The organism is Spongiibacter sp., assembly GCF_984394615.1.
This window is the reverse complement of record NZ_CFHTQA010000016.1, coordinates 36,231-61,327: the sequence shown is the minus strand read 5'-3', so window position 1 is coordinate 61,327 and position 25,097 is coordinate 36,231. Positions and strand designations below refer to the sequence as shown.

Below are 25,097 nucleotides of genomic sequence, written 5' to 3'. Positions count from 1 at the left end.
CAGCCGTTGACGCTAGGCCACGGCACAACCGGGCAGTGCGGTGACCGGCTGCAGACGCTGGTCGCGACGGTGAGTGACGGCATCGACAAACTCCTGACCCCACAGCGCAATGTCGTAGCGACAGACAATTTCATAGGCTTCACTGAGCCGGTCGCGGGCTTCGCTGCGGCTCATTGCCAGCGCGTAGTAACAGGTGTCTGCAAGCTCCTGTGGATGATGGGGATTGGCGAGGATGGCGCCGCGCAGTTCGGCGGCGGCCCCGGCAAACTCTGACAGCACCAGCACGCCGCTGCCATCGGTCAGGCCCTGAGTCGCGACGTATTCCTTGGCCACCAGATTCAAGCCGTCGCGCAGCGGGGTAATCCACATCACATCGGCCATGGCGTAGTAGGCCACCAGTTCTTCAAAGGGCAGCGAGCGGAAGAAGAACTGCAGGGGCGTCCAGCCCACCCGTGAGAAGCGTCCGTTGATCCGGCCCACGGTTTGTTCAATCTGCGATTGCAGCTCTTCGTATATCGTCATGCCCTCGGCGGCGGGCACGCAGACCATGAGCAGCGTGACCTTGCCGAGCAATTCCGGATGTTCGTTGAGCATGCGTTCATAGGCGTCGAGTTTTTCGATAATGCCTTTGGTGAAATCCAGTCGCTCTACCGACAGCACCATGCGCGTGCCACTCAGTTCTTCGCGCAGGGATTCCATGCGAGCCTGAATGTCCGTGTTGGCCAAGGCGCTTTTCACCCGGTTCAAATCCAGCCCGACCGGGTGGGCGCCGAGCCCGATGCGACGGTCGTTCACTTTGATCTCGGTGCTCATCTCGTCGAGGCCAACCGCGCAGCCGTAGGTGAGATAGCGCGGTGCGCAGCTCTGTTTCTCGGTGACTTCCAGTGGCGTCACGCCGCGCGCGACATCGACAAAGTTCTCGGCCTGACGCGGAATGTGGAAGCCTATATAGTCACAGTGCAGCAGGCTGCCGATAATATCGCGGCGCCAGGGCAGCACATTGAACACATCTGCCGATGGGAAGTAGGTGTGGTGGAAGAACGCAATGGTGACATCCGGGCGCAGCTCGCGCAGGTAGGCGGGCACCATCCACAGGTTGTAGTCGTGAATCCAAACCACGGCATTTTCCGCCGCTTCCTGCGCCGCCCTCTCGGCAAACAGGCGGTTCACCTTGAGAAAGACCTGCCAGTGTTCGTCGCGAAAGCTGGCGCGCTCCCAGAAGGTGTGAAGCGTGGGCCAGAAGGCCTCCTTGGAAAATTTCTTGTAGAAGATATCCACGTCGCTTTTGCTCAGTGGCACGCGTGCGGCCACCAGTTTTTCATAGCGACTGGTATCGACATCCGTGTGGGTCTGGAAGGGGCCCTGTTCCGGGTCGTCAATTGACCAGGCGACCCAAGCACCGGAGGTGCCACCGGCAAAGAAACTCAGCAGAGTGGGAATGATGCCGTTGGGGGATTTGGGGCGGCGGCGGATCAGCTCACCGTTTTCCACCACTTCCTCATAGGGAAGGCGGTGGTAAACCATGACCAGATCCGATTTGCCGGATTTCACATTGTCCGGCACTTCGGCTTCGATACCGGCATGACCGAGAAAGCCGAAGTGTTCGAAGGCCTCGAGAATGCCGCCACAGCCGGGGCGTTCGGCGTGATAAATCCGCGCCTGATGCTCGGTTTGCTCCAGCAGTTCGCGCTCGGACTCGCCCACGCAAACGCCCTTGAATCCCTGCTGGTACATCGACAGGTCATTGAGGGTGTCGCCGGCCACCATCACCAGTTCCGGATCGATACCAAGATGCTCCACGAGCTGTATCAGCGTGCGACCCTTGTTGACGCCGCGGGGCAGAAAGTCGAGGTATTTGCCTGCCGAAAACAGCACGTCACAGTTCAGCGATTCACCGATGGCAACCAGCTCGTCGGTGACGGCACTGCGCTCGCAGAAATAGGAGACACGACGTTCCTGGGGCACCTCTTGACGTTGTAGCCCCTCCATACTTTCCAATGCGGCTTCGATGGTTTGGGCGCCGGGCCAGAGGGCATCGATACTGCCTTGAATAGGCTGCACGGCCTGTCGGGATTCACCGTGGACCACGGTGCAGCCCACGTCGCAAATAATGTAGTCCGGCTCGGGAATCGTCGGGTCGGACAGCAGGGGGATCACCGATTCCAGTCCGCGTCCGGTGACAAAGGCCAGTTGAATATCGGGGTGAGCGGAAATGAGCTGGTACAGTTTCAGTCGGCTCTCCGGATCACCTGCCAGAAAGGTGCCGTCGAGGTCCGTTGCAAGTAGCATTGATCACTCCTGTGTTGTGAAACAGTGTCCAGGAGCTTAGCGAAGCGCTGCCGCTTAGCGGCACAGTGAGGGTGGCTGCACAGCAAGGCTTTGCTAAACCCCGGGGCGATTATTCGCCGATTTTTCGGTGACCCTGAGGCTTTCGTCCGGGGCCGATCCGAGGGGGTTGAGAGTCCCTTGTGTCTCAAACAGGCTGCAGAAATCATGCCGGGCGGTGGAAAACGGCGCGGGTGACGTGCTTAAAAAACGCGCGATCGCCGATGAGCCGTGGCGATGGAGTGAGTCGCCAGGCCGTGTTTTCGCCGCCGTTATCAGTGGGGCTGCGCACAATCACTGTGCGAAAAAACGCTTATGCAACAAAATGTTGCGAAAATTGGCGGCCATACTGGCGGCGTATGGCTGACCGGAAAACAATGACGGGATCGCGCGTTGTAATGGAAAAACTGGCAGAAAATCTCTGGCTGGTCGACGGGGAAACTGTGTCGTTTCTGGGCCTGCCTTATCGCACACGGATGACGGTTATCCGGCTGAGTGATGGCGGCCTCTGGGTGCACAGCCCGGTTCGCCACAGCGCTGAACTGGCAGACGCGCTGGCGGAGCTGGGCCCGGTTCGCTATCTGATAGCGCCCAATGCGCTGCACCATCTGTTTTTGAAAGACTGGCAGCAGCACTGCCCGGCTGCGGAGGTGTACGGCACGGCAAAAGTCATGGCAAAGCGGCCGGATATTCACTTCACCGGCGAGCTTGGCAATGAGGCGATGCCCTGGCAGGCGGAGATCAATACGCTCATGTTTACCGGCTCCCGGGCGATGGAGGAGGCGGTGTTTTTTCATCGAACGTCGACCGTGCACTTGGTTGAGAACTTCTCACCGGAGGCCTTCCGCCCCTGGCAGCGCGTGCTGGCGCGTCTTACTGGCATCGTTGCCCCCCATGGCAAGATGCCGCTGGACTGGCGTTTGAGCTTTCTGTTTTCGCGGCGGCTTGTACGTCAGCACCTTCAGCAGATACTGGCCTGGCAGCCCGAGGTGCTGGTCATGGCTCACGGGGAGATTGTGCGTGACAACGCGACGCAGTTTTTGCGGCGCGCGTTTCGCTGGTCGGGCCTGCGCTAGCTGTCCGGCATCCACATTGAAGGCCGCGTGGAGCGGTGTATAACAGGCAACACCATAATAAATTGAGATAAAGGAACGGTGTATGAAGCAGGATATTCGGTTTGATTCTCAGGGCAGCTCCTGTGCCGCGTGGTTTTTTCAGCCTGATACCGAGGGGCCGTATCCGATTGTGGTCATGGCCCACGGGCTGGCGGCCATCAAAGAGATGCGTTTGGCTGCGTATGCCGAAAAATTTGCCGAGGCGGGCTATGCCAGTCTGGTGTTTGACTACCGTCATTTCGGCGAGAGCGACGGTGAGCCCCGGCAGTTGCTGGACGTAAAAAAACAGCATCAGGATTGGAAAGCGGCGATTGAGTTTGCACGTCAATTGCCCGGTGTTGATCCCAAGCGCGTGGTGCTGTGGGGCACTTCTCTGAGTGGCGGTCACGTGCTGCAAGTGGCATCGGAAGTGCCCGATATCGCCGCCGTGATGGCGCAGGTGCCCCATCTCAGTGGTGTTGCATCGCTGGGGATGATCAGTCTGCCAAAGATTCTGTCACTCACCCTGCACGGCAGTTACGATACGCTGCGCGGAATGCTCGGCTTGTCACCGCACTATATTCTGTCCAGCGGTGAGCCGGGGGAACTGGCCATTATGACCTCGCCCGGCGAGTCTCAGGGCTACCTCGAACTGGTGCCCGAGGATCGCCAATTGGACCGTCGTATTGCCGCGCGCTTTGCCACGTCGGTGGGCCTGTATTCGCCGATAAAGGCACTGTCCAAGCTCTCGATGCCGGTGCTGATGCAGGTCGCTACCGAAGACGTGACGACTCCAGCCAAGCCCGGTATCAAGGCGGCGCCGAAGTACGCCAATATTGAGCTGCGGGAGTATCAGACCGGGCATTTTCAACCCTATGTCGAGCCGATGTTCAGCCGCATCGTAGGAGATCAGTTGGCCTTTCTAAGCACCGCTGTGCCCTTGTGAGCCGTTTCGCGAAGCGCATTGCGCCCTTTGTTGAGGTAGAGCTGGTCGCGGCCGAACAGGCGCGCGGCCAAGGGCGTGTGCGTGATGAGTTTTCCCATCTGGAACGGGCCCATGTGCTCGGGCAGGCTTCCACGTACTGGCATGTGAAGGTGCATGTGCTTATGCTGCGCTGGGCGTGGCGCAATCGCGCCGCGAGAGAGGGATGGGGGCAGTGTCTCAGGATTATCGGCGCGGCAGCGCTGACGGCGCCCGGCTGGGTACCACAGGGAAATACCGGCGGGGCCAATGTCAGCCCCGTTAAACCGATGCCGTTGCCGGCGGACCTGGCGGCAAGTATTCGCACGGCGACATCATCAGAGGACTGACGGGGCGTGATCGTGACCGAGAGTATTGAGCTGGAAACACCGCGCCTGACACTCGGTCAGTGGCGCGACGAGGACTTGCCGGTCTTCGCTGAGCTCAACGCCGACCCGGAGATCATGCGTTATTTCCCTAGCTGTTTAAGCCGAGAGGACAGCGATGCCATGGCCGCACGTTGCAAAGCCTTGATCGCCGACAATGGCTGGGGGTTTTGGGCTGTGCGCCTGCGCGACAGCGGCGCCTTTATCGGTTTTGTCGGTCTGAATCGCCCCATTGTCGAGCTGCCATTTTCGCCCTGCGTGGAGATCGGCTGGCGACTGCACAGCGCGTATTGGGGAAAGGGCTATGCAACGGAAGCCGCCCGGCGAGCGCTGGCTTTTGCGTTTACTGACCTGGCGCTGGACGAGGTGGTTTCGTTTACCGCGACCAGCAATACGCCCTCTCAGGCGGTGATGCAGCGACTGGGCATGCGCAACAGCGGTCGCAATTTTCTTCACCCCGCCGTCCCCGCCTCACATCCGCTTGAGGAGCATGTGCTGTTTACCCTTGGCGCCGACGAGTGGTTCGCCAGCCAGCACTAAGCAAAAACCAATAAGCTTGCGGGCTGTGCTACAGTTCCTGTCAGCGGGAAACCGCCTTGTCATTCGTGAAGTGAGGACGACCTCACCGCTCCAACTCAGTCGGGGACGGCCCCATTACAGGAGAATGGGCCGTGAACTGGTTACTGTTATTGGTAGCGGGCTGCTTTGAAATCGCGTGGGCCATCGGCCTGAAATATACCGAAGGATTTACCCGTCCCTGGCCAACACTGTTAACGGTGTCCGCCATGATTATCAGTATTGCCTTGCTTGGACTGACCATGCGTACCCTGCCGGTGGGTACCGCCTATGCGGTGTGGGTCGGCATTGGTGCTGCGGGTACCGTGTTGTTCAGCGCGGTGCTGTTCGCGGAGCCCGTCGATCTGATGAAGGGCGCCAGTCTTGTACTGATCATGCTCGGTGTATTGGGTTTGAAACTGTCCGCCGGTTAGTGTGTGGTGCCGGGCTCATCGGGCCTGAATAACGAACGAGATTTGTGTCGCTATGCTTGCGGTAGTGTGGATGTTGGGCGCGCTGGCGTCTTTTAGCCTGATGGCAGTTGGCGCCCGCGAGCTTAGCGGCGAGCTGCCGGTATTTCAGAGCCTGTTTTTCCGCAGCGTCATTGGCCTGATTGCTATCAGTCTGGTGGTGTTGCTGTCCGGCCGACGCCAAGGCCTGAGCACTCAGCGACCGGGTCTGCACACCCTGCGTAATGTCTTTCATTTCGGCGGCCAGTACGGTTGGTTTGTCGGCATTGGCCTGTTGCCACTGGCCGAGGTGTTTGCGCTGGAATTTACGGTGCCAATGTGGACGATGCTGATTGCCGCGGTGACGCTGGGAGAGCGCATCAATGGTCGAAAGCTGTTGTCGATAGGCTTGGGCTTGGTGGGTGTGCTGATCATTGTTCAGCCAGGGCTGGCCGTGGTGAATACCGCGTCACTCATCGTCATTGCTTCCGCCATTTGCTATTCAGCATCGCACACCGCGACGAAAGCACTTAGCCGCAGCGAGCCGGCACTCACCATTCTGTTTTACATGTGCCTGATCCAACTGCCCATTGGCGGCATACTGGCGCTGCCGCAATGGCAATGGCCGGTAGGCTCGCAATGGGGATGGCTGCTGGTGATTGGTCTGATGGCCTTGTCGGCACATTTCTGTATGGCGAAAGCCATGGCGCATGCCGAAGTCTCCACCGTGGTCACGCTGGACTTTCTCCGCTTACCCCTCATTGCCTTGATTGGGGTTGTGTTCTACGCCGAACCCTTCGAGGTCGCTATTCTGCTGGGCGGTGCGCTGATGATGACCGGGAATATGCTCAATATCGCCGCTTCGCGCCGCCGCTAGGTTGTCTGCTTATGATCAGGGCTGGCCGATAAAGAATGGCTGGCCGCTTTTACACTTCGCTTAGGGATTCGCGCCGGGCCGTATTGCCGCCCATCGTCATGCCGTTGCATCACGACGGGCGGCTGACCGTCAGCTTGCCTTGGGATGAAGTTTCACCGGCATCGCCGCGTAGCCGTGCACAAAATTGGAGTGCACGCGCTCTGGCTCAGCCAGCACTTCCACTCGCTCGAAGCGCTTCAGGATTTCCTCCCAGGTGATGCGCAGTTGCATCTCGCCCAGACGGTTGCCCATGCAGCGGTGAATGCCGAAGCCGAAGGACAGGTGGTGACGGGCTTTGGCGCGATCCACCAAGACCCGATCGGGATTGGCGATCACCCGCTCGTCGCGGTTGCCGGAGATATACCACATGACCACTTTGTCGCCCTTGCGGATTTTTTTGCCGCCCAGCACGGTGTCGCAGGTGGCGATCCGGCGCATATGAGCGAGTGGCGTTTGCCAGCGGATGATTTCCGAGACCATATTCGGGATCAGCGAGGGGTCGCGGCGCAGCTTGTCGAACTCCTCGGGAAACCGGTTCATGGCGAGCACGCTGCCGGTGATGGAATTGCGGGTGGTGTCATTGCCGCCGACGATCAGCAGACCGAGGTTACCCATGAACTCCGCCGGGCGGTTGATCATGTCGCGGGTATCCTCGCTGGCCTGTAGCAGGCTGATCAGGTCGAAGCCCGCTGGCTGTCCCGCCTCGCGCTCGGCGGCCTTGCGCGCCCAGATCGCCGAAAAGGCATTGACCATCTCGGCGAGGGCGGCGAAGCGCTCTTCCTTGCTGGCCTTGCCGCCGGACAGTTCGGGGGCGGCGGTGGAGATGTCGGACCAGTAGGGCAGCTTGTGCCGTTCTTCGTAGGGGAAGTCAAAGATGGTGGCCAGCATCTGGCTGGTCAGTTCGATGGAGACCGTCGAAACCCAGTCGAAGGCTTCGCCTACGGGCAGCTCGTCGAGGATGGCGCCGATGCGCTGCCGGATCAGGGCTTCCATCGCTTGCAGGTTGCGCGGTGCGACGACGGACTGCACGGCGGCGCGCTGTTCGTCGTGCTTGGGCGGGTCCATGGAGATGAAGTTCTCAATGGGCAGATCGGGGTCGAGGTCGCCGATCATGATAAAGGGTTCAGAGGAAAACACCTGATGATTGGTATCTACCGCGACAATGTCGTCAAAGCGGGTAACCGACCAGAACGGCCCAAAGGGGCTGTCGGCAATGTAGTGAACCGGGTCTTCATCGCGTACGCGCTTGAAGTACTCTTGCCAGCGGTTCTGGGAAAACAGGCGAGGGTCGCTCAGGTCGATACTGTCCAGCGGGACGCTGTAGGGGTCGCGCAATTCGCTGTCATGCAGCGTGGTCAGTGTGCTCATGCTGTGGGCTCCTTGTTGTTATTGGCTTGTCGTTGGCGCTGCCGGATTTACATTTGGAATTCGGGGATATGAACCACCAGACCATCGAGTTGGGGTTCCAGGGTGATCTGGCAGGCGAGCCGGGAATGGTCGTCGCGCTCAGGTGTCTGGTCGAGAATCATCGACTCGATATCGTTGGGCGCGCCCACCCGTTCTCGCCATTCCGCGGGAACCTTGATGTGGCAGGTGCCGCAGGCGCAGCCGCCGCCGCAATCGGCGTCGATGCCGGGGACGGCATTATCGACCGCGGCCTGCATCAGGCTGCTGCCCGCCGAGGCGCTGACTTCATGTGGGGTGCCACCGTGCTCAATCAGAGTCAGGCGAATCATGACAATCTCTCCTTATTAGAATGCTGTGTGCGAGCTGATTATTGGGGGATGGGGCGCGTGTTGCCTGTCATTTTCGGACTTGATATGGTCATTTCATGACAGTCTCAGCAAATGCCCTGCGGGCCGCTGTGCCCGCCCGTTACTACATCGAGCTACCGCGTCTGCTGGGGCGGCATGGCATCAATGCGGCCGAGGTATGGGATGCTGCGGGGATTTCGCCGACACTGCTGAATGACCCGGAAGCCCAACTGAGTCTTGAAGAACTCGAGCGGCTGGTCTCGGCGCTTATGGGCATTGGCGGTCGCGATCTGCCGCTGGAACTGGGGCGTTCCATCCGCCTGCGCAACCACGCCCTGGTGGGTTACGCCATGCTTTCCAGCCCGACGGTGGACTATGCCATGCGTCTCACATCGCGCTTTTTTCGTCTGGTGTTTCCCGCCTTCCGAATGCAGTACCGCGTGACCCCGCAAGGGGCGGAGATGCGGTTTTTGCCAACCCTGGCGATGTCCTCCGATTGCCTGGCCTTTCATATCGAGATGCTGGCCGTCGCGGCACTGACGGATGTGCAGGAGCTGATTCAGGGCGCGCTGCCCCATTACGATTTGGAATTATCGATTCCCGCACCATTGCATCGGGATCGCTATCATCAGTTGATGCCTCAGGCGCGTCTGCACTTTGCGGCCTTGCCTCATCCGGGGTTGTGCCTGCGCTTGCCCACCAGCATTCTCGGGGAGGAGCCGGCGATGGCAAACGCGGCCTCGCTGGCTGTGGCCGAGCAGCGCTGCCGACAACTGGTGGATCACATTGTCAGCAGCGGCAATATCGGTGCCTGGACGCGAATGATGCTGCGCGAATCCAACGACGGCTTGCCCAGTATTGAAGAGTTGGCGGCCACGCTGAATATCAATAGTCGGACACTGCACCGCCACTTAAAGCGGGAGGGACTGGTGTATCGGCAACTTTGTGTGGAAGAGCGCAGCAATCGCGCCAGACAACTGCTGGCGGGAAGTCGCCTGTCGATCACCCGTATCGCCCAGGAACTCGGATACAGCGATGCCTCGAATTTCACCCGCGCATTCCGCGCTGCCGTCGGCTGCAGCCCCAGTGATTATCGGGCTGAATACGGTGTGGCCGACAGTCTATCGACGCAAAACTGAGCCGCATTGATGCCGGACGCTCATCCTTTTCTGCCAGGTCACATTGTCTCTTTCTGAATGTTTCTGGCGGAAAATCGCCATCAGCCTTAGCTAGGGTATACATTGTTAAAAACGATAAAAACAAGCAGTCCTTAGAGGTTGATAACACCATGGCGAAACCGATTCATAAGATCGCAGTCAGTGCGAAGCTGACGTTATTGTTGGGCTTTTCGGCGAGCGCGCTATCGGCGCCCATGCTGGAAGAAGTGATTGTAACGGCGCAGAAACGCTCTGAAAGCACCCAGGATACCCCGATCGCAATCACCGGTATGACCGGCACCCAACTCGAGAAGCTCGGCTTGACCAGCGCCAATGATATTTCGGCGCAGGTCCCCAATATGCAGGTCAGCAGCCCCTATGGCGATGTGCAGCCGATCTTCTCCATTCGCGGCGTAAGTATGTCGGATTACAGCTCCAGCCAGGCCAGTCCGATTGGGGTGTACAGCGACGAAGCGTATATGGGCGCGGTATATACCCACGGCATGAGTTTCTTTGATGTAGAGCGTCTGGAAGTGCTGCGCGGACCGCAGGGCACTCTGTATGGCAAGAACACTACGGGTGGCGCGATTAACATCGTTACCAAAACGCCGATGGTCAACGACCCGCTGGCGATCAACCTGAAGCAGGGGCTGCGCAATTACAACGGGCACTCGGGTGAATATGGTATTGAGGGCACGCTGATCGAGGATCGTCTGGCCGCGCGGCTGGCGTATTCCTATTCGCGGCGCGATGGCTACGTGGAAAATCGTCTGGGTGGACCGGATTTATCGCAGATGGATTTTCAGGCCGCGCGACTGGTGCTGAATATGCAGTTTACTGACGAGCTGAGCATGGTGTTCAAATACACCCGCGGTGAAAACGACGCCTTGGCGAATGCCAGTCGCAATGAACCGCGTGGTGACCTGTCGAATAATTCGGGGATTCCCGGACTGGGTTCGCTGTTTGATGGCACCGGCGTTGGCACGTACGACCATCCTAACAATGGCTTTATTGACAACACTGGCTATTCTCGCCCGGCTGAAGGCTTGGGCTACAACGAAGTGGAGGATAACTTCACCGGGCCGTTGACGGTGGGCCTGGACCAGATTGTTAACAAGCTGGAATATCAAACCGATGCGTTTACCTTAACCGCCATCACCTCGGCCAGTATTTCTGATTACGGCCAGCGTCAGAACGTCGATGGAAACCCGGAAGAGTTACTGGAAATTATCTGGGGTATGGAGACCGAAGCCTTCAGCCAGGACCTGCGTTTATCCACAACACTGATGGACGATTTTGATCTGATTGTCGGCGCGTACTACGCCACCGAAGATATGAAACTGCACAACAACTACGCGATATACGGCACACCGCCGGATACGCGAGTGGCGGCAACCTTTCCGGGGGTCGGTGGCTACTATCCCTATCTGCTGGATTTTGGCGCTATCGATCAGCGTATGGACACCGAGAAAACCAGCTATGCCATGTACTCGCAATTGCGCTGGAACGTCACGGCAAATCTGGGCGTCGACGTGGGCCTGCGCTACACCGAAGATGAAATAGAACTGACCTATCTGAACGTATCCCGCCTGGGTTACGACGGCGAGCCGCGAGGCACATGGGTGCCGGGAAATACCACCGGTGTGGATAATATCTTCATTCCCCTCAATGTCGGTGGTCAGAGTCCGTTTGAGCCGACAGAGATTATCGTCGCGTTGTTGGAAGGCCGCATTGGCTTGAGTGATTTGTTAGAGACGGCGCAAACGGGCTACACCCATGGCCCTTACACCACCGATTCGGCGCCGCGTATGACTGCTGTGGAGAGGGAGTGGACGGGCAAAATCGGGGTCGACTATCGCTTTAATGAGCAGTTGATGGCCTATGCGAGCTACAGCCGAGGTTTCCGCGCGGGTAATTTTAATGCCGGGGTATATTACGAGCCCCGTGAGTTTGAAAACGCCTACGCGGCACCTGAATATCTCGATGCCTATGAGATCGGCATAAAATCCGACTTCTTCGATCGTCGCGCGCGGATTAATGCCGCCTTCTTCTACTACGACTATACCGACCAGCAGTTTATTAACGTTGTCGGCGTGTCGAATTTTCTGGAAAACGCCGGCGGCTCCAAGGTGGTGGGCTTTGAGTCGGAAATGCAGTTTGCCGTTACCGACAAGCTGATGGTTCAGATGGGACTGGGTATTCTGGAAACCGAGTACACCGAGTTGAGCCTGGCGAATTCTCAAACCATGAATAACGACGATGACATGGTGGATCTGGCGGGTAATGAGCTTATCTCCGCACCCAAGATCAGCGGCAATATCTCGATCGATTACGAAGTCTTCAACATCGATGCCGGATATCTGAGCCTGAATGTGAATGCCAACTATCAGGACGATCAGTGGTACAGCGCCTATAACGACAAAACCGGCTATGACAATATTCGGCAGGAAGCGTATGCCTTGTACAACGGTCGGCTAACCTGGTTCGGCGCGAGCGAGGACTATACTATTGCGCTGTGGGGCAAGAACTTGACTGACGAACAATACGACAGTTATGCGATCAATTTGCAGGCGGGCTTTGGCTTTGATTATTTTCAGCAGGGCATGCCACGAACCTACGGTTTGGAAGTGACCTACCGTTATTGATGAACCGTGTTTTGATTGGATGAGTCTTAATTGGCCGGGTCTTAATTGATAGCTATCGACGGATCGCATGTCCGCGTCGCCGGTGCCGATGACATAAGGAAATCCCTATGCGGGGCGAAAACACGATTCAGCTGAATGACCTGTTAATTCAAGGTGTGCGCTGCCGCGTGGCGCAGGTCGGCGATACGACGAGCGATGAAGCGGTGGTGTTTGTACACGGCAACCCCGGTTCACGCTTTGACTGGTACGGCGTGCTGCCGCAGGTGGGGGCGTTTTCCCGCGCGGTAGCACCCTGCATGCCGGGCTACGGTGAGGCCGACCATCCCGCCGAGTTTGACTACACCGTCGAGGGCTACGCCCGCTATCTCGACGCGATGCTCAGCGAGTTGGCTATCGAGAACGTTCATTTGGTGCTGCACGATTTCGGCGGCCCCTGGGGCCTTCGCTGGGCGGCAGATAATGTCGAGCGGGTGAAGAGTGTGGTGCTGACCAATACCGGTGTGCTGGAGGCGTATCACTGGCACAAATATGCCCGTATCTGGCAGATCCCCATACTGGGAGAGCTGTTCCAGTTATTGACGATTCATCCGGTGCTGCGGCTATCGCTGAATCTCGATAATCCCAAACCCATGCCGCTGGAGTTCACCCGGCGCATGGCGTCACACAGCGACTGGGGACACAAGCGCGCGGTGCTGACGCTGTATCGAAACAGCCGCAGCACTGGCGCACTGTTCGAGTTGGTAGCCTCGGCGTTGAGCGGAAGGAATATTCCCTGCCGGGTGATCTGGGGGCAGGGAGATTTGTATATTCCCCACGAGTATGCGGAGCGACAGAAACGGTATTTTGATGCCGAGGTGATCAGCTACCCCGACAGCGGTCACTGGCCGATGATTGATGAGCCGCAGCGCTATGCCGACGATGTGCTTGAATTTCTGCGGAAGCAGTGCCTGACCACCGAGTAGTCCCAAGGGGCTGGCGACGACCGCTCGCCGTGCCAGCCCCGCCTCTTTTTTTGCACAAGCCCTTACTACCCCATCCCTCCCTTTTGCAGTGAATGGTTTGCAGTGAATGGTTTGCAGTGAATGGTTTGCTCCTGTAAGGCTTCGCTTTTGGCTGCCCTGCGTTTTGCGGTAAAGCAACTATGCTGAACAAGGCGCAAGTTTTTAACATTGCACAGATGTCTAATATAGTGGCATAGTGGCGCGTTTAGCCGATAGGCTAGACAACGTGAGGTGTTAAGAGGGGAGCCTTCATGAATAATAAGATACTCATTCTGACTGTTGGATTGTTGTTGGCCGCCTGTGGTGGCGGTAGCTCGGGTGGCAGTGGCTCGGGTGGCAACCCGGACCCTGATCCGGGTGGATCAGATGACCGTGCAGCACTGTCAGTGCTGTCTAACCGTCCTGATATGGTGTCAGCAGGCGATGTGCTGGTTGAAGTGCTGGTTGAGGACACCGAGGCCGCTGAAGAGCTGGTGCTGCTGCGCAATAATAATGATGTCAGTGATGTGCTGACTGTCGATCCCCAGAATCCGCTGAGATTTGTCGGACGTGTTGACGGCCTGGCCCTGGGTGACAACACGCTGAGCACCAATATTGGCAACAGCTTGACGGTGGTGAATCACCCCTCTGGTGGCCCGGTGTTTACCGGGCCGCATCTTCAGCCCTGGACGTGTCAAGACAGTGCCTTGGATGAAGACTGTAATCAGCCGGTGGAGTACCGCTGGCTGTACAAGTCGAGCGGTTTCGGGCAGAGCGGTTTACAGCCCTACGACCCCGAAAACCCGGCAGATGATGTGGCGATGACCACCACCGACGGCGGTGAGACTGTGCCCTTTATCGTGCGGCAGGAGATCGGCTACCAGGCGCGCGACCAGTACACGATTTTTACATTGCATAAGCCCGGCGAGGACTGGACGCCGGTGCAGCCGCAGTCGCAGTGGAACCGACGCCTGCTGGTGACGCACGGTGGCAACTGCCGCGGTGATCGCGACACCAGCTCGCCGCGCACCGATGACTATGCGGGCACCATTCCCGGTAACCCGTTGATTGAACAGTCCTACATTACCGCGTTGGGCTTGGGTTGGTCAGTGTTGTCGACGGCGCAGCTGAATCTCGGCCACAACTGTAATCTGAGCTATCAGGCGGAATCGCTGATGATGGCCAAGGAGCGGTTTATCGAGCAGTACGGCGAGCTGCGGTATACCGTGGGCACCGGCTGTTCCGGCGGCGCCATTACGCAGAATATGATCGCCAATGCCTATCCCGGCCTGTACCAGGGTCTGCTGACTACCTGTACCTATCCCGATGTGATGAGTACCGCCACGCAGTTTGCTGACTATCACATGCTGTTGCGCTATTTCGGTTTGAATGTCGAGAACCTGCAGGACCCCAGCAATCTGCCGGAGTTGATCGTGGCGAGAGACGGCACGATTTACACGCTGCTGGAGCAGAATGCGATCTACGGCCACCTTGCCGGTGTGGTCAATGCCTCCGTGGCTGACACCGCGCTGTTTGCGGAAGCGGTGGACCCTGCCTCAAGTTGCGGCGGGGTCAGCGAAGAGGAGCGCTTTGATCAGGATACGAACCCCAGCGGTGTGCGCTGCGATGTGCTGACGTTTATGCAGAATATGATCGGACCGCGTGAGCAGTTTCCCGCAGAGGACCCCCGCGACCGCTGGAGCCAGATTGAAAAAGATCTCGGCTACGCGTTTTCGGGATTTCCGCTGGGTAACGAGGGTGTTCAGTATGGCCTGACTGCCCTGCAGCAAGGCCTTATTTCGCCCGCGAAGTTCCTGGCACTGAACACCAATATCGGTGGCCTGGACCCCAGTTTGAACGTGACGGCTGAACGCCTGAAGCCGGACTATCCGGCGCTGCCCAACGCTTACCGAACCGGCATTTTGAACACCATCGTGAATATGGACACGGTGCCGATTATCAATATGACCGGCCCGGACCCCGGTCTGGCGCACGACGCTGTTCATGGCTACTGGGTTCGCTGGCGGCTGGAGCGCGAGTTTGGTCATCGCGATAACTTTGTGCACTGGGGTGGGATAACGCCGCTGGTGGGCGATCTGAGCTATATGAATCAGTCGCTGCTGGCCATGGCGTCCTGGCTGGACGCCATTGAACAGGATACCAGCGATACGCCGCTGGCGCAGAAGATTGTGATCAATAAACCGGACAGCGTCCAAGACCAGTGCGCCTTGGTAGAGGGTGTCGCTGTGCCCGGTACCATGTGTCCGGAAACGCTGATGACGGTATTCGGTACGCCGCGGACCGTGGCGGGTGCCGATAAGCATGGCGATCAGGTGCAGTGCCAGCTTCGCCCCTTCAATCGCAATGACGACTACGGCTTGGGCAATTTGCTGTGGCAGGAGGCCGACTGGCAGGCGTTGGAGCAGACCTTTGCCACGGGGGTGTGCGACTGGAGCAAACGTCCGCTGGAATGGCAGCCAACGATCCCCTGGCTGACGTATCAGGACGATAAGGGCGATGTGATTACCGGTGGCGAGCAGATGACACCGGCGGCTTTCCCTGCCGGCTGGGCAAGCCCGGCATTTTCCGATACCTGGACGCCGGGCTGGCAGCAGCCCTGATTGCGTCTCCGGGCAAGCGGTAAACGCAGCGGGCGGGTCATGACTGACTCGCCCGTTTTCTTATCCCCCTGCCGGAAATAACGCGTTATAGTGCGGGCTGTTTTGCTCAACAATAAGGAACGGATATGTTTAGTCACGTTATGGTCGGCGCGAACGATGTTGCCGAGTCGAAGCGGTTTTACGATGCGATTCTTGGGGCACTGGGTTACGAGCCCGGCGTGATGGACGACCGTGGCCGCTGTTTCTACTTTACTGCCACCGGTGTGTTCGCGATTACCTCACCGATCAATGGCGAAGCGGCCTGCCACGGTAATGGCAGCACGGTTGGCTTCGCCGCCAGCAGCCCGGAACAGGCTGATGCTTGGCACGCCGCAGGCGTCGCCAACGGTGGCACGTCCTGCGAAGATGCACCGGGTGTGCGTGAAGGCGGTTTGGGGCAAATGTATCTGGCGTATCTGCGCGATCCCTCGGGTAACAAGGTGTGTGCACTGCACCGCATTGAAGGGTAATTTCCGCGCATAAAAAAGCCCCGCGCGCGAACTGCGGCGGGGCTGATCATGCCGTTGTCAGACTATTTCAAATCGAAGCGATCCAGCGTCATGACTTTGCTCCAGGCGCTGACGAAGTCGTTGGCAAACTTCTGCTTGGCGTCGTTAGCGGCGTAAACCTCCGCCACCGCACGCAGTTCAGAGTTAGAACCAAAGACCAGATCGACGGGAGTGGCTGTCCATTTCAGCTTGCCGCTGCTGCGATCGCGACCCTCATACAAGCCCTGCGATGAGGACTTGGACCACTGAGTGGACATGTCCAGCAGGTTGACGAAGAAGTCGTTGCTCAGCGTCCCCGGGCGGTCGGTGAAGACACCGTGCTTCACGCCTCCGGTATTGGCATCCAGCGCGCGCAAGCCGCCGACCAGAACCGTCATCTCCGGCACGGTCAGTGTCAGCATGTCCGCGCGATCGACCAGCGCTTCAGCCGGTGACAGGCGGGCGCTGCCGGTAAAGTAGTTCCGGAAACCATCGGCCTTGGGCTCAAGTACCGCGAAGGAGCTCACATCCGTCTGCGCTTGCGTGGCGTCGGCGCGGCCCGGTTTGAATGGCACCGTGACCTCTACGCCTGCATCGCTGGCCGCCTTCTCAATAGCGGCAGCACCGCCGAGAACAATCATGTCGGCCAGTGATACGCGGGTGTCTCCCCACTTGCCATCGTTGAAGTCCTTCTGGACGTTCTTCAACTCGGCAATGACTTTGGCGACTTCAGCCGGGTTGTTGGCGGCCCAGTCTTTCTGTGGTGCCAGTTGCAGACGCGCACCATTGGCGCCACCGCGCATATCCGTGCCACGGAACGTCGACCCCGATGCCCAGGCTGTGCGAACCAGCTCGGGGACGGTCAGGCCGGTGTCAAGAATGGCCGCTTTCAGCTTTTTAATATCCCGGTTACCAATGAGTTTGTGCTCAACAGCGGGAACCGGATCTTGCCAGATCAGGGTTTCCTCTGGCACCAAGTCACCAAGGTAACGTGTGCGCGGGCCCATATCACGGTGGGTGAGTTTGAACCAGGCTTTGGCAAAGGCCAGTTGATACTCTTCCGGATTTTCATGGAAGCGCTTGGCAATCTTGCGGTAGGCCGGGTCTTCTTTCAGCGACAGGTCGGTGGTGAACATGATCGGCGCGTGACGCTTACCTTCCACATGGGCATCGGGCACGATTTTCACCTGATCGGCGTTTTTCGGTACCCACTGCACCGCGCCTGCGGGGCTCTTGGTTTTCACCCATTCAAAGGCAAACAGATTGTCGAGGTACTGGCTGGTCCAGGCGGTGGGGTTGGCAGACCAAGCGCCTTCCAGACCACTGGTAATGGTGTCTTCGGCATTGCCCTTGCCACAGTTGTTCTTCCAGCCCAGGCCTTGCTGTTCAACGGGGGCGGCAGCGGGCTCGGCCTCCAGACATTCTTCCGGCTTGTGCGCACCGTGGGCCTTACCGAAAGTGTGGCCACCGGCGATCAGCGCGACGGTTTCCTCGTCATTCATCGCCATGCGGCCAAAGGTATCGCGAATGTCCTTGGCGGCAAGCAGCGGGTCGGGGTTGCCGTTCGGGCCTTCCGGGTTGACGTAGATCAGACCCATCTGCACGGCGGCCAGCGGGTTTTCCAGCTTGCGGTCGCCGTGGTAGCGCTCGTCGCCCAGCCACTCTTTCTCGGGGCCCCAGTAGGTCATATCGGGCTCCCATTCGTCCTCGCGACCGCCCGCGAAACCGAAGGTTTTGAAGCCCATGGATTCCAGTGCCACATTGCCGGTCAGCACCATCAAATCTGCCCAGGACAGGCTCTTGCCGTATTTCTGTTTGACGGGCCACAGCAGGCGCCGGGCTTTGTCGAGGCTGACGTTATCCGGCCAACTGTTTAGCGGCTCAAAGCGTTGCTGACCGCCGCCCGCACCGCCACGGCCATCCTGAACCCGGTAGGTGCCGGCACTGTGCCAGGCCATGCGGATAAAGAAGGGGCCGTAGTGGCCGTAGTCGGCGGGCCACCAGTCCTGAGAGCTGGTCATCAGTGCTTCGATATCTTTTTTAACGGCGTTCAGGTCCAGTGCCTGAAAGGCGTCGGCGTAGTCGAAGTCCGGGGCCAGAGGATTGGATTCTTCAGCGTGTTGGCGCAGCGGCTGGAGATTGAGTTTTTCCGGCCACCAATTGTGGTTTTTGTTTCCGTCCATGCTCGCTTGGGCGGCCTGGAAAGGCAGGGTCAGTGATATCGCCAATGCCATCGCGGACAGCATTGGACGTGCAGATATCGCCATCGTCAGTCTCCTCAAAAGTTGTTTTTTGTGTTCGCGAGAAGAAGTCTAGTCAAGGCTTCGGGAAAATACGCATTGGAAAGTTCTATAGACAACATTGGCGAATACTATCGAAGCCATTTTTTGTTTTTAAGGCATTGAAATATATGGTTTTTACGGTTTGTTTTTATACTTAAAAACCGGATTTCCAGTCCGTTTGAAAAATACGAATGCGTATCAAGGAAGTGTTAAGTTTGTTCGCTATTAAGGGAGAGAAAAACAGGTGTGATGGGTATAATCGCTAACTCTCGCTGCCATATGGTTCTCTGCTAGGAAGCTGTCCACCTTTTCATGATGAATTCTGAAACACTGCTGGCTATGACTCACCCCGCGCTTGCCTTTGTGATGGGCATTGTGTTCGTGGCGGTGTGGGCGGGGTTTAAGCAGTTTTCGAGCTTTGTCTATTTCGGGCTTGCCTACATCAGTTACGGCCTGGGGATGACATTGCAGACACTGCTTTGGCCCAGTGACGAAGTGCTGAATGTCCTGCTGGCCACGCTGCTGTACTTCGGCGCGGTGTTGCTGTTTTATAACGGTCTGGTGCGTTACGGCGGCGCGAAGCCAAAGTGGTTACCTGTCGCGGCGCTGACGGTGCTGGCACTGGTGCTCAGAATCTATTTCACCGATGTTCTGTCGGACCGAATTGTCCGGATCTATGTGTTGAACGGCTTTATTGCCATCATCTTTGCCCTCGGTCTGTGGCAGATTCGCCAACATTTTCGTCGCTCCGCGCTCGACACGTTGATGTTTGTTTTGACCGGCACCTTCATTGTTGCCGGCCTGTTGCGGTCAATCTGGGCGCCGACGACCCACGAAGACAGTTTTGGCTACGACGGCACGTTTTACTGGCTGCTGACGCAGGTCAGTTTGAATGTGTTTCTGGTGGTTTTCGCGTTGTTGCTGATTCTGGTGGCGGGCAGCCGCGCTCTGGAAAAAATGCGTCTGCTTGGCTGGCACGATGGTTTGACCGGCCTCAGTAATCGCACCGGGTTCCGCGAGAAGGTCGGGCGGCACATGCGCCGCCAGCCGGGTTTTAGTCTGATTCTTATCGATCTCGATCACTTCAAGCAGGTCAACGACCGCTATGGCCACTCCGTTGGCGATCAGTTGCTGGTCCTGCTGGCCGAGCGCATTCAACACAGCACGCGACTGGGCGATGTGTCGGCCCGATACGGTGGCGAGGAGTTCATGCTGTTTTTGCCAAATACCGATGAGGCGGCGGCGGTCGGCGTTGCTGAGCGGCTGCGCCGGGACATTGAGCTGGTCGATCTCGACGCCGTTGCACCGGGCTGGCAGTGCACCGCCAGCTTCGGCGTTGCGGAGTTTCCTCCTGGGCACACCGTCAATGACGCCTATAAAACGGTTGATCGCCTGCTCTACGAAGCCAAATATCGCGGGCGCAATTGCGTTGTTTCCGCTTCGGCTGAGCGCGATGCGCGGTCGATATAAACGACCTTTGGGCGCCTCTTTGCCGCTTGCACTGAAATTGTGCGAGCGGGCTTCAATCCCTCCGCAAGAAGAGTAAGATGTAGTTTGTTAGCCGGGCCCCTGTGGTCCGGCTTTTTTGCGAGAGAAAGGCATGAACGAAAACCCGAGTATTACTATTTCTTCTCTGGACGCCGATCGTCTGGAGACCTTGATTGACTCATTGCCCGACGGGGCATTTCCCGGCCGCGATGCCCTGGAGGCGGAGTTGGCGAGGGCGGAGATTGTCGAACCGAAAGACGTGCCGCCGACGGTGGTCACGATGAACTCCACCGTGCACTTTGAAGTGGAATCGTCATCCGAGTCTTTCTGCCTGACCCTGGTGTACCCCAAGGATGTGGATGACAGCGGCAAGACCATCTCTATTCTTGCGCCGGTAGGCAGTGCCTTGCTGGGGCTGTCTCAGGGTGACAGCATCGCTTGGCCGAAGCCTGGCAGTGGTGAGCTGCGGGTGCGGATTAAAGAAGTTACCTACCAGCCAGAGCGGGCCGGTGAGTATCACCGGTAACCGTTGACACATAGGGGAGCGCGGCCATGGGTCCTTGGGCTTACTTGGGTCTGGCGATTGCGGCGGAGGTGGTGGCCACTTCCGCGCTGAAGGCCAGTGAGGGTTTTTCACGGTTCTGGCCGTCGGCGTTGGTGGTACTTGGCTACGGCCTGTCGTTTTATCTGCTCTCACTCACCCTGAAGTCCATTCCCCTTGGTGTGGTTTACGCCGTTTGGTCGGGGCTGGGCATCGTGCTGATCGCACTGGTCGCTTATCTGATGTACGGGCAGCGACTCGATCTGCCCGCTTTACTTGGTATCGCGCTGATTCTGTCAGGCGTGGTGATCATCCACCGTTTCTCCAGCGTCAGCTGAGACGGTCTTCGGCGGAATATAACTCATTGCCCGCTCGGCCAGCGCAGTAATCGTCAGACTGGGATTGACCCCCAGATTGGCCGACAGCATTGAGCCATCGACCACATACAGATTCTGATAATTGAAGACCCGGTTTTGAGCGTCGATAACGCCGTGCTCAGGGTTGTCTGCCATGGCGCAGCCGCCCATGCAGTGAGCTGTGGTGGGGACATTGAAGGCGATTTCCGACAGCGAACTCAGCGCGATGCCACCCGTGGCCTCGGCGGCTTTCTGCGCAAAGCGATTGGCCTCTGGGATAAACGTGGGAATGGGGTCGCCTTCACTGCACAACTGCTTGGAGAACGGCCAGTACCAGCGGCGCTTCCAGCGCATATTGATGTGGCCGTCCAGGGTCTGCATGACCAGCAGAATCACCGTCTCGCGGGAAAACCGCCAGGGCAGCAGGCTCCTCAGGCCCGAAACGGGTCGGGTAATCAGCAGTCGCAAAATTGCCAGCAGCCAGTAGGCGATGCGGGTCACTCCCGGCTGGCCGCCGGTCAGGACGGTGAACAGGCTGCTCAGCAGGTTCGAGCCATCGGGGTAGCGTACGGCTTCAATGTGGGTGTGAGCGTCGATATGAATGCCTGAGCCGATGGCAATGCCCTTGGACAGATCCTGCTCGGCGCCGGGGTAGCGTACGCCGAGGATAGACTCGGAGTTGGTGCGCACGCGATTACCCAGGTCGTCGGAAATGTTTGGCAGTGAGCCCTGGTCTTTTAGCTGAAACAGCAGGCCTTGGGTGCCCAGTGACGATGCGGCGAACACGACAGATTTCGCCGTGAAATTTCGCCTTGTACCGCCCAGACGAGCAAAGGCGTCGACGGTGCTGACCGTGTAGCCATCGCTGCCATCAGTGCTGTTGCCCGCGGGGCGGACATCGACCACGCGAGTCTCTGCCAGCACCTTGGCGCCCTGTTGCTCGGCGAAATACAGATAGTTTTTGTCCAGCGTGTTTTTGGCGTTATAGCGGCAACCGACCATGCAGCCGCCACAGGCAATGCAGGAGTTTCGGCGGGGGCCTTTGCCGTCGAAGTAGGGGTCGGGGTAGTCACTGCCGGGGGTGTCGGCGTCGTTGCCAAAGAAGACGCCGACGTCGGTGTAGTAGAAACTGTCCCCCACGCCCGTGGCGACAGCCATATCGCGTAACGTGCTGTCGGCAGCCGCAGGCCGTTGGTTTTGAGTGACGCCCAGCATTTTTTTGGCAGTGGTGTAGTGCTGTGGCATGACGCGCTGCCAGTCTTCCAGCCCCGCCCAGTTACCATCCCGCCAGACCGAGTCGGGGGGAACCAGCAAGGTCTGCGCGTAGGTGATGGAGCCGCCGCCTACCGCATTGCCATGTAGAATCAAGGCGTGACGGAACAGGCGCATGCTGAGAAAGCCGCGCAGGCCGAGCAGGGGTTTCCACAGGTAGCGAGCAATGCGCCAGTTGCTCGGCGGCAGGTTCTCCGGTGTCCAGCGCCGTCCCTGCTCAACGACCAGCACCCGATAGCCTTTTTCGCTGAGTCGACAGGCGCTGACGCTGCCGCCAAAACCTGAGCCAATCACAATGTAGTCGTAATCAAATGTTGTCATAACTGCCGTTCTGAATGGGGTGGGCAGCTGCTACGCGCCGCCTTTTTATAAAAAATTCTGAGCGTGCAGTGTAGACAAGGTGGGGCTGTTATTTGCGGACGAAAACTGTTCATTACAGGACGTTCGTCGCGTGTTGCTCAGCTGGCGATGGAGCGTCCCCGAAACTGTTTTGGGGTTTGACCGGTAGAGCTCTTAAATGCCCGCGAAAAATTGGAGTCGCTGTTGTAGCCGCAGGTGCGGGCGATTTTACTGACGGGCTGCTCGGTACTTTCGAGCAGCAATTTGGCGTAGTCCATCGATGCCTGCTGTTTCAGCTCCACGAAGGAGGCGCCTTCGCGCTGCAGTCGGCGAGCCAATGTGCGTTCGGAAATATTGAGCATGTCGGCGGCCTGACAGATGCTCGTACTCTGGCCTTGAGAAAGTCGCGACTGCAGCATCTTCTTCACTTTTGCGACCACCGACGAATGCGCGATGCTGGGATCGCTGTCCTGCAGTTTCAGATAGACCTCGTCAAACGTGGCCTTGTTGTGGGTGAGCAGTGGTTCTTGAAGGTGGTGATGGTCGAAGATGAGCTTGCAGCTCTTTTGTGAGAAGAAGAACTTCGCCTTGAAGTGCTCCTCGTAGGCGCCGATATCGCCAAGCGGTTCGTGGCGCAGATGGACCTGTATGGCGGGCTCGCTCAATCTGGCGAAGTGACGGAAGTTGAGAAAATATCCACAGACGGACTCGTCAATATGGGCCTGCACTGCGCCCATATCCACGGCGGGGTGCAGCAGAATATGCCACTGTTTCCCGACGCTGATGCGCTCAAATTTGTAGGCGGGCATCACAGTGTGAGAAAAATCGATCATCAAGCCGAGAGCCTGCCGGACGTCTTTTGCCGTGAAGGATGCCAGCCCGAACATCCCTCCCGGGATGGTAATCGGAATACAGTCTGCCAGCTGAACGGACAAGGGCGTTCCCGGAAGGGCTATATCCGTGCAGGCCGCGACGAGTTCGCGGAATTGCCAGTCGGTAATGCTGTTCTGTTGTCGAGCTATTTGCGACGGGTCGATCTGGCAGCGGGTGTAGAGGCTTTCAACATTGAATTTTCGGCGCTCGTAGAATTTCTCTGCCAGGTCCAGCAGGGCAATAGGATACGCGCGAGTATTGAGAGCAATAAGCTTGCTGGAGTCACTATTCATGTTGCATGGCCAAGAGTAATTGTTATATGGCCGCCAGTCTGAAACGACCGGGCGTTGGCTTAAAATGAATAGTACGTCGGCTTTATAAATTTGTCTACTTTTTGAAATATTTCTAATAAACAGTGGCTTATGTAATTTTCGGTGTTTTTTCCCGGGCTGGCAGGGTAAGAAATTGCCGTGCTGCGACGCGGTTCTCACTGCTCTGCTTAGCTCTGCCTTGCGGGTAGGAGTGGCTTGTCTGCTGTCTTGATATGAATATTTTTTGTCGGTCAATGATGTTGTCCGCCCGTTATTGTTGTTGAATAAGGGGCGGTGCTGAGCGCTGATGAGCACGTCGCCTTCGAGTGTCACGGGAGGCAATATGACGCACGATTTGGAGAACATGAACCGGCAGGCCACTCAACAGGCGCTGCGGTATATGGGGCACTTTGCGCTGCCCACACTATTGATGACCGCGGGACTGTTTGCCAGTTACGCGATGACGTATTACCTCGCTTTTAACGGCGAGATGCCGCTATCAATCGCGGTATTTGCTGTCGCGGCCATTACCTACATGTCCTATACCCCGCTGCACGAAGCCGTGCACGGGAATATCAATGGTCGACACCGATCACTGAGTTACTTGAATGATGCTTGCGGCTATCTTGCGGCTCAGATCGTCCTTATTCCTTACGCATCGCACCGGGAAGAACATCTGGCGCATCACCGTCATACCAATGTGCCCGGTAAAGATCCGGATTTTATGCTGAAAGACATGGGGCGCAGTCTGTTCGCGTCGGCGCAGGCGGTGCTGCGCTTTTGGTGGATGCAAATGACGTATGCCGTCAAAGGAGGAGTCTCTGCGTCGTCGCGGAATACCCGACTCATTTTTCTCGCGGAGCTCAGCGTGGCACTTGCCTGGCGTGTGGCACTTTTTGTACTCGCTCCCAAGATTATGGCGATCATACAGGTGGGGTACTTTCTGGGGCTGGCGTTTACGACTTACTGGTTTGCCTATCGTCCTCATCTGCCATACGAAGACTCGGCTCGTTATCGCAATACCAATAGCATGGTGTTTCCTCTTTGGGCCAAGCCGGTGGAATGGTTTTGGCTGGGGCAGAACTTGCACTCCATTCATCATGCTTTTCCTCGGGTGCCGTTTTATCGCTACCACGCCTTGTTTAGACGCATCGAAGCGGTGATGAGAGCAAACGGAAATGTCGTCATTGATATCTTCAGTCGACGTCCGCTGAGGCCGCATCACCCGGTGGCTGCCAAGCCGAACAGAGTGTAACGATGACCGT

Annotated in this window: 21 protein-coding genes; 15 read left to right on the top strand and 6 right to left on the bottom strand. The window is 57.9% G+C overall.

Features of this window, described 5'->3' with window-relative positions; genetic code table 11:
- Positions 1–12: 12 nt before the first annotated feature.
- Positions 13–2,289, bottom strand: coding sequence for a glucosylglycerol-phosphate synthase (gene ggpS / locus AC5DB9_RS08230; protein WP_272990698.1), 2,277 nt, complete (start codon positions 2,287–2,289; stop codon positions 13–15).
- 413 nt (positions 2,290–2,702) lie between these two features.
- Between ggpS and AC5DB9_RS08225 the strand changes: the two genes are divergently transcribed.
- The 6 genes from AC5DB9_RS08225 (at position 2,703) to AC5DB9_RS08200 (ending at position 6,647) form a co-directional block, all read left to right on the top strand.
- The gene (locus AC5DB9_RS08225; protein ID WP_272990701.1) at positions 2,703–3,401 is read left to right on the top strand and encodes a DUF4336 domain-containing protein; all 699 of its coding nucleotides are present in this window, start codon (positions 2,703–2,705) and stop codon (positions 3,399–3,401) included.
- An 82-nt stretch (positions 3,402–3,483) separates the two neighbouring features.
- The gene (locus tag AC5DB9_RS08220) at positions 3,484–4,365 is read left to right on the top strand and encodes an alpha/beta hydrolase (RefSeq protein WP_272990703.1); all 882 of its coding nucleotides are present in this window, start codon (positions 3,484–3,486) and stop codon (positions 4,363–4,365) included.
- Positions 4,362–4,730: a DUF3703 domain-containing protein gene (locus tag AC5DB9_RS08215; protein WP_272990706.1), complete on the top strand. Its 369-nt coding sequence runs from the start codon at positions 4,362–4,364 to the stop codon at positions 4,728–4,730. Before AC5DB9_RS08220 ends, AC5DB9_RS08215 begins: the two co-directional genes overlap by 4 nt.
- 12 nt (positions 4,731–4,742) lie before the next feature.
- A complete protein-coding gene (locus tag AC5DB9_RS08210) occupies positions 4,743–5,306 on the top strand; it encodes a GNAT family N-acetyltransferase (RefSeq protein WP_272990707.1) in 564 nt (187 codons plus the stop codon).
- Between the two features lie 131 nt (positions 5,307–5,437).
- Positions 5,438–5,755 (top strand): DMT family transporter, encoded by a 318-nt coding sequence (locus AC5DB9_RS08205; RefSeq protein WP_022959684.1) that lies wholly within the window; start codon positions 5,438–5,440, stop codon positions 5,753–5,755.
- A gap of 52 nt (positions 5,756–5,807) precedes the next feature.
- Complete coding sequence (locus AC5DB9_RS08200) at positions 5,808–6,647, top strand: DMT family transporter (protein ID WP_245542386.1); 840 nt, start codon at positions 5,808–5,810, stop codon at positions 6,645–6,647.
- Positions 6,648–6,776: 129 nt separating this feature from the next.
- Here AC5DB9_RS08200 and AC5DB9_RS08195 read toward each other — a convergent pair whose 3' ends face one another.
- Positions 6,777–8,054 (bottom strand): cytochrome P450, encoded by a 1,278-nt coding sequence (locus tag AC5DB9_RS08195; protein WP_022959682.1) that lies wholly within the window; start codon positions 8,052–8,054, stop codon positions 6,777–6,779.
- Positions 8,055–8,101: 47 nt separating this feature from the next.
- The gene (locus AC5DB9_RS08190) at positions 8,102–8,422 is read right to left on the bottom strand and encodes a 2Fe-2S iron-sulfur cluster-binding protein (protein WP_022959681.1); all 321 of its coding nucleotides are present in this window, start codon (positions 8,420–8,422) and stop codon (positions 8,102–8,104) included.
- A 95-nt stretch (positions 8,423–8,517) separates the two neighbouring features.
- Between AC5DB9_RS08190 and AC5DB9_RS08185 the strand changes: the two genes are divergently transcribed.
- The 5 genes from AC5DB9_RS08185 (at position 8,518) to AC5DB9_RS08165 (ending at position 16,352) form a co-directional block, all read left to right on the top strand.
- Positions 8,518–9,579 carry an AraC family transcriptional regulator gene (locus AC5DB9_RS08185; RefSeq protein WP_022959680.1) on the top strand — a complete coding sequence of 354 codons (1,062 nt, stop codon included), beginning with the start codon at positions 8,518–8,520 and terminating at the stop codon, positions 9,577–9,579.
- A gap of 149 nt (positions 9,580–9,728) precedes the next feature.
- Complete coding sequence (locus tag AC5DB9_RS08180; RefSeq protein ID WP_022959679.1) at positions 9,729–12,242, top strand: TonB-dependent receptor; 2,514 nt, start codon at positions 9,729–9,731, stop codon at positions 12,240–12,242.
- A 107-nt stretch (positions 12,243–12,349) separates the two neighbouring features.
- Positions 12,350–13,204 (top strand): alpha/beta fold hydrolase, encoded by an 855-nt coding sequence (locus tag AC5DB9_RS08175; RefSeq protein ID WP_272990719.1) that lies wholly within the window; start codon positions 12,350–12,352, stop codon positions 13,202–13,204.
- A 290-nt stretch (positions 13,205–13,494) separates the two neighbouring features.
- Positions 13,495–15,843: a DUF6351 family protein gene (locus AC5DB9_RS08170; RefSeq protein WP_483151427.1), complete on the top strand. Its 2,349-nt coding sequence runs from the start codon at positions 13,495–13,497 to the stop codon at positions 15,841–15,843.
- A 125-nt stretch (positions 15,844–15,968) separates the two neighbouring features.
- Positions 15,969–16,352 carry a VOC family protein gene (locus AC5DB9_RS08165; RefSeq protein WP_022959676.1) on the top strand — a complete coding sequence of 128 codons (384 nt, stop codon included), beginning with the start codon at positions 15,969–15,971 and terminating at the stop codon, positions 16,350–16,352.
- A gap of 62 nt (positions 16,353–16,414) precedes the next feature.
- Here AC5DB9_RS08165 and katG read toward each other — a convergent pair whose 3' ends face one another.
- The gene (gene katG, locus AC5DB9_RS08160) at positions 16,415–18,637 is read right to left on the bottom strand and encodes a catalase/peroxidase HPI (protein WP_022959675.1); all 2,223 of its coding nucleotides are present in this window, start codon (positions 18,635–18,637) and stop codon (positions 16,415–16,417) included.
- A gap of 327 nt (positions 18,638–18,964) precedes the next feature.
- On the opposite strand from katG, the gene AC5DB9_RS08155 reads away from it, so the two are divergent.
- The 3 genes from AC5DB9_RS08155 (at position 18,965) to AC5DB9_RS08145 (ending at position 21,019) form a co-directional block, all read left to right on the top strand.
- The gene (locus tag AC5DB9_RS08155) at positions 18,965–20,122 is read left to right on the top strand and encodes a GGDEF domain-containing protein (protein WP_022959674.1); all 1,158 of its coding nucleotides are present in this window, start codon (positions 18,965–18,967) and stop codon (positions 20,120–20,122) included.
- 130 nt (positions 20,123–20,252) lie between these two features.
- The gene (rnk, locus tag AC5DB9_RS08150) at positions 20,253–20,666 is read left to right on the top strand and encodes a nucleoside diphosphate kinase regulator (RefSeq protein WP_022959673.1); all 414 of its coding nucleotides are present in this window, start codon (positions 20,253–20,255) and stop codon (positions 20,664–20,666) included.
- A gap of 26 nt (positions 20,667–20,692) precedes the next feature.
- Positions 20,693–21,019 (top strand): DMT family transporter, encoded by a 327-nt coding sequence (locus tag AC5DB9_RS08145; protein ID WP_022959672.1) that lies wholly within the window; start codon positions 20,693–20,695, stop codon positions 21,017–21,019.
- On the opposite strand, the gene AC5DB9_RS08140 is transcribed toward AC5DB9_RS08145, so the two are convergent.
- Together AC5DB9_RS08140 and AC5DB9_RS08135 are read right to left on the bottom strand one after the other, a co-directional pair.
- The gene (locus AC5DB9_RS08140; RefSeq protein ID WP_022959671.1) at positions 20,978–22,630 is read right to left on the bottom strand and encodes a cholesterol oxidase; all 1,653 of its coding nucleotides are present in this window, start codon (positions 22,628–22,630) and stop codon (positions 20,978–20,980) included. The two genes, AC5DB9_RS08145 and AC5DB9_RS08140, sit on opposite strands and share 42 nt — an antisense overlap.
- Before the next feature lie 137 nt (positions 22,631–22,767).
- A complete protein-coding gene (locus tag AC5DB9_RS08135; RefSeq protein WP_022959670.1) occupies positions 22,768–23,814 on the bottom strand; it encodes a helix-turn-helix transcriptional regulator in 1,047 nt (348 codons plus the stop codon).
- A gap of 361 nt (positions 23,815–24,175) precedes the next feature.
- Here AC5DB9_RS08135 and AC5DB9_RS08130 point away from each other — a divergent pair, with 361 nt between their 5' ends.
- Positions 24,176–25,087: a fatty acid desaturase family protein gene (locus AC5DB9_RS08130; protein WP_022959669.1), complete on the top strand. Its 912-nt coding sequence runs from the start codon at positions 24,176–24,178 to the stop codon at positions 25,085–25,087.
- Positions 25,088–25,097: the final 10 nt, after the last annotated feature.

What these genes read in the sequence shown, in the direction of transcription:
- ggpS (WP_272990698.1), bottom strand. Translation starts at nt 2,289, where the DNA reads ATGCTACTTGCAACGGACCTCGACGGCACCTTTCTGGCAGGTGATCCG.
- AC5DB9_RS08225 (WP_272990701.1), top strand. Translation starts at nt 2,703, where the DNA reads ATGACGGGATCGCGCGTTGTAATGGAAAAACTGGCAGAAAATCTCTGG.
- AC5DB9_RS08220 (WP_272990703.1), top strand. Translation starts at nt 3,484, where the DNA reads ATGAAGCAGGATATTCGGTTTGATTCTCAGGGCAGCTCCTGTGCCGCG.
- AC5DB9_RS08200 (WP_245542386.1), top strand. Translation starts at nt 5,808, where the DNA reads ATGCTTGCGGTAGTGTGGATGTTGGGCGCGCTGGCGTCTTTTAGCCTG.
- AC5DB9_RS08195 (WP_022959682.1), bottom strand. Translation starts at nt 8,054, where the DNA reads ATGAGCACACTGACCACGCTGCATGACAGCGAATTGCGCGACCCCTAC.
- AC5DB9_RS08190 (WP_022959681.1), bottom strand. Translation starts at nt 8,422, where the DNA reads ATGATTCGCCTGACTCTGATTGAGCACGGTGGCACCCCACATGAAGTC.
- AC5DB9_RS08185 (WP_022959680.1), top strand. Translation starts at nt 8,518, where the DNA reads ATGACAGTCTCAGCAAATGCCCTGCGGGCCGCTGTGCCCGCCCGTTAC.
- AC5DB9_RS08180 (WP_022959679.1), top strand. Translation starts at nt 9,729, where the DNA reads ATGGCGAAACCGATTCATAAGATCGCAGTCAGTGCGAAGCTGACGTTA.
- AC5DB9_RS08175 (WP_272990719.1), top strand. Translation starts at nt 12,350, where the DNA reads ATGCGGGGCGAAAACACGATTCAGCTGAATGACCTGTTAATTCAAGGT.
- AC5DB9_RS08170 (WP_483151427.1), top strand. Translation starts at nt 13,495, where the DNA reads ATGAATAATAAGATACTCATTCTGACTGTTGGATTGTTGTTGGCCGCC.
- AC5DB9_RS08165 (WP_022959676.1), top strand. Translation starts at nt 15,969, where the DNA reads ATGTTTAGTCACGTTATGGTCGGCGCGAACGATGTTGCCGAGTCGAAG.
- katG (WP_022959675.1), bottom strand. Translation starts at nt 18,637, where the DNA reads ATGGCGATATCTGCACGTCCAATGCTGTCCGCGATGGCATTGGCGATA.
- AC5DB9_RS08155 (WP_022959674.1), top strand. Translation starts at nt 18,965, where the DNA reads ATGATGAATTCTGAAACACTGCTGGCTATGACTCACCCCGCGCTTGCC.
- rnk (WP_022959673.1), top strand. Translation starts at nt 20,253, where the DNA reads ATGAACGAAAACCCGAGTATTACTATTTCTTCTCTGGACGCCGATCGT.
- AC5DB9_RS08145 (WP_022959672.1), top strand. Translation starts at nt 20,693, where the DNA reads ATGGGTCCTTGGGCTTACTTGGGTCTGGCGATTGCGGCGGAGGTGGTG.
- AC5DB9_RS08140 (WP_022959671.1), bottom strand. Translation starts at nt 22,630, where the DNA reads ATGACAACATTTGATTACGACTACATTGTGATTGGCTCAGGTTTTGGC.
- AC5DB9_RS08135 (WP_022959670.1), bottom strand. Translation starts at nt 23,814, where the DNA reads ATGAATAGTGACTCCAGCAAGCTTATTGCTCTCAATACTCGCGCGTAT.
- AC5DB9_RS08130 (WP_022959669.1), top strand. Translation starts at nt 24,176, where the DNA reads ATGACGCACGATTTGGAGAACATGAACCGGCAGGCCACTCAACAGGCG.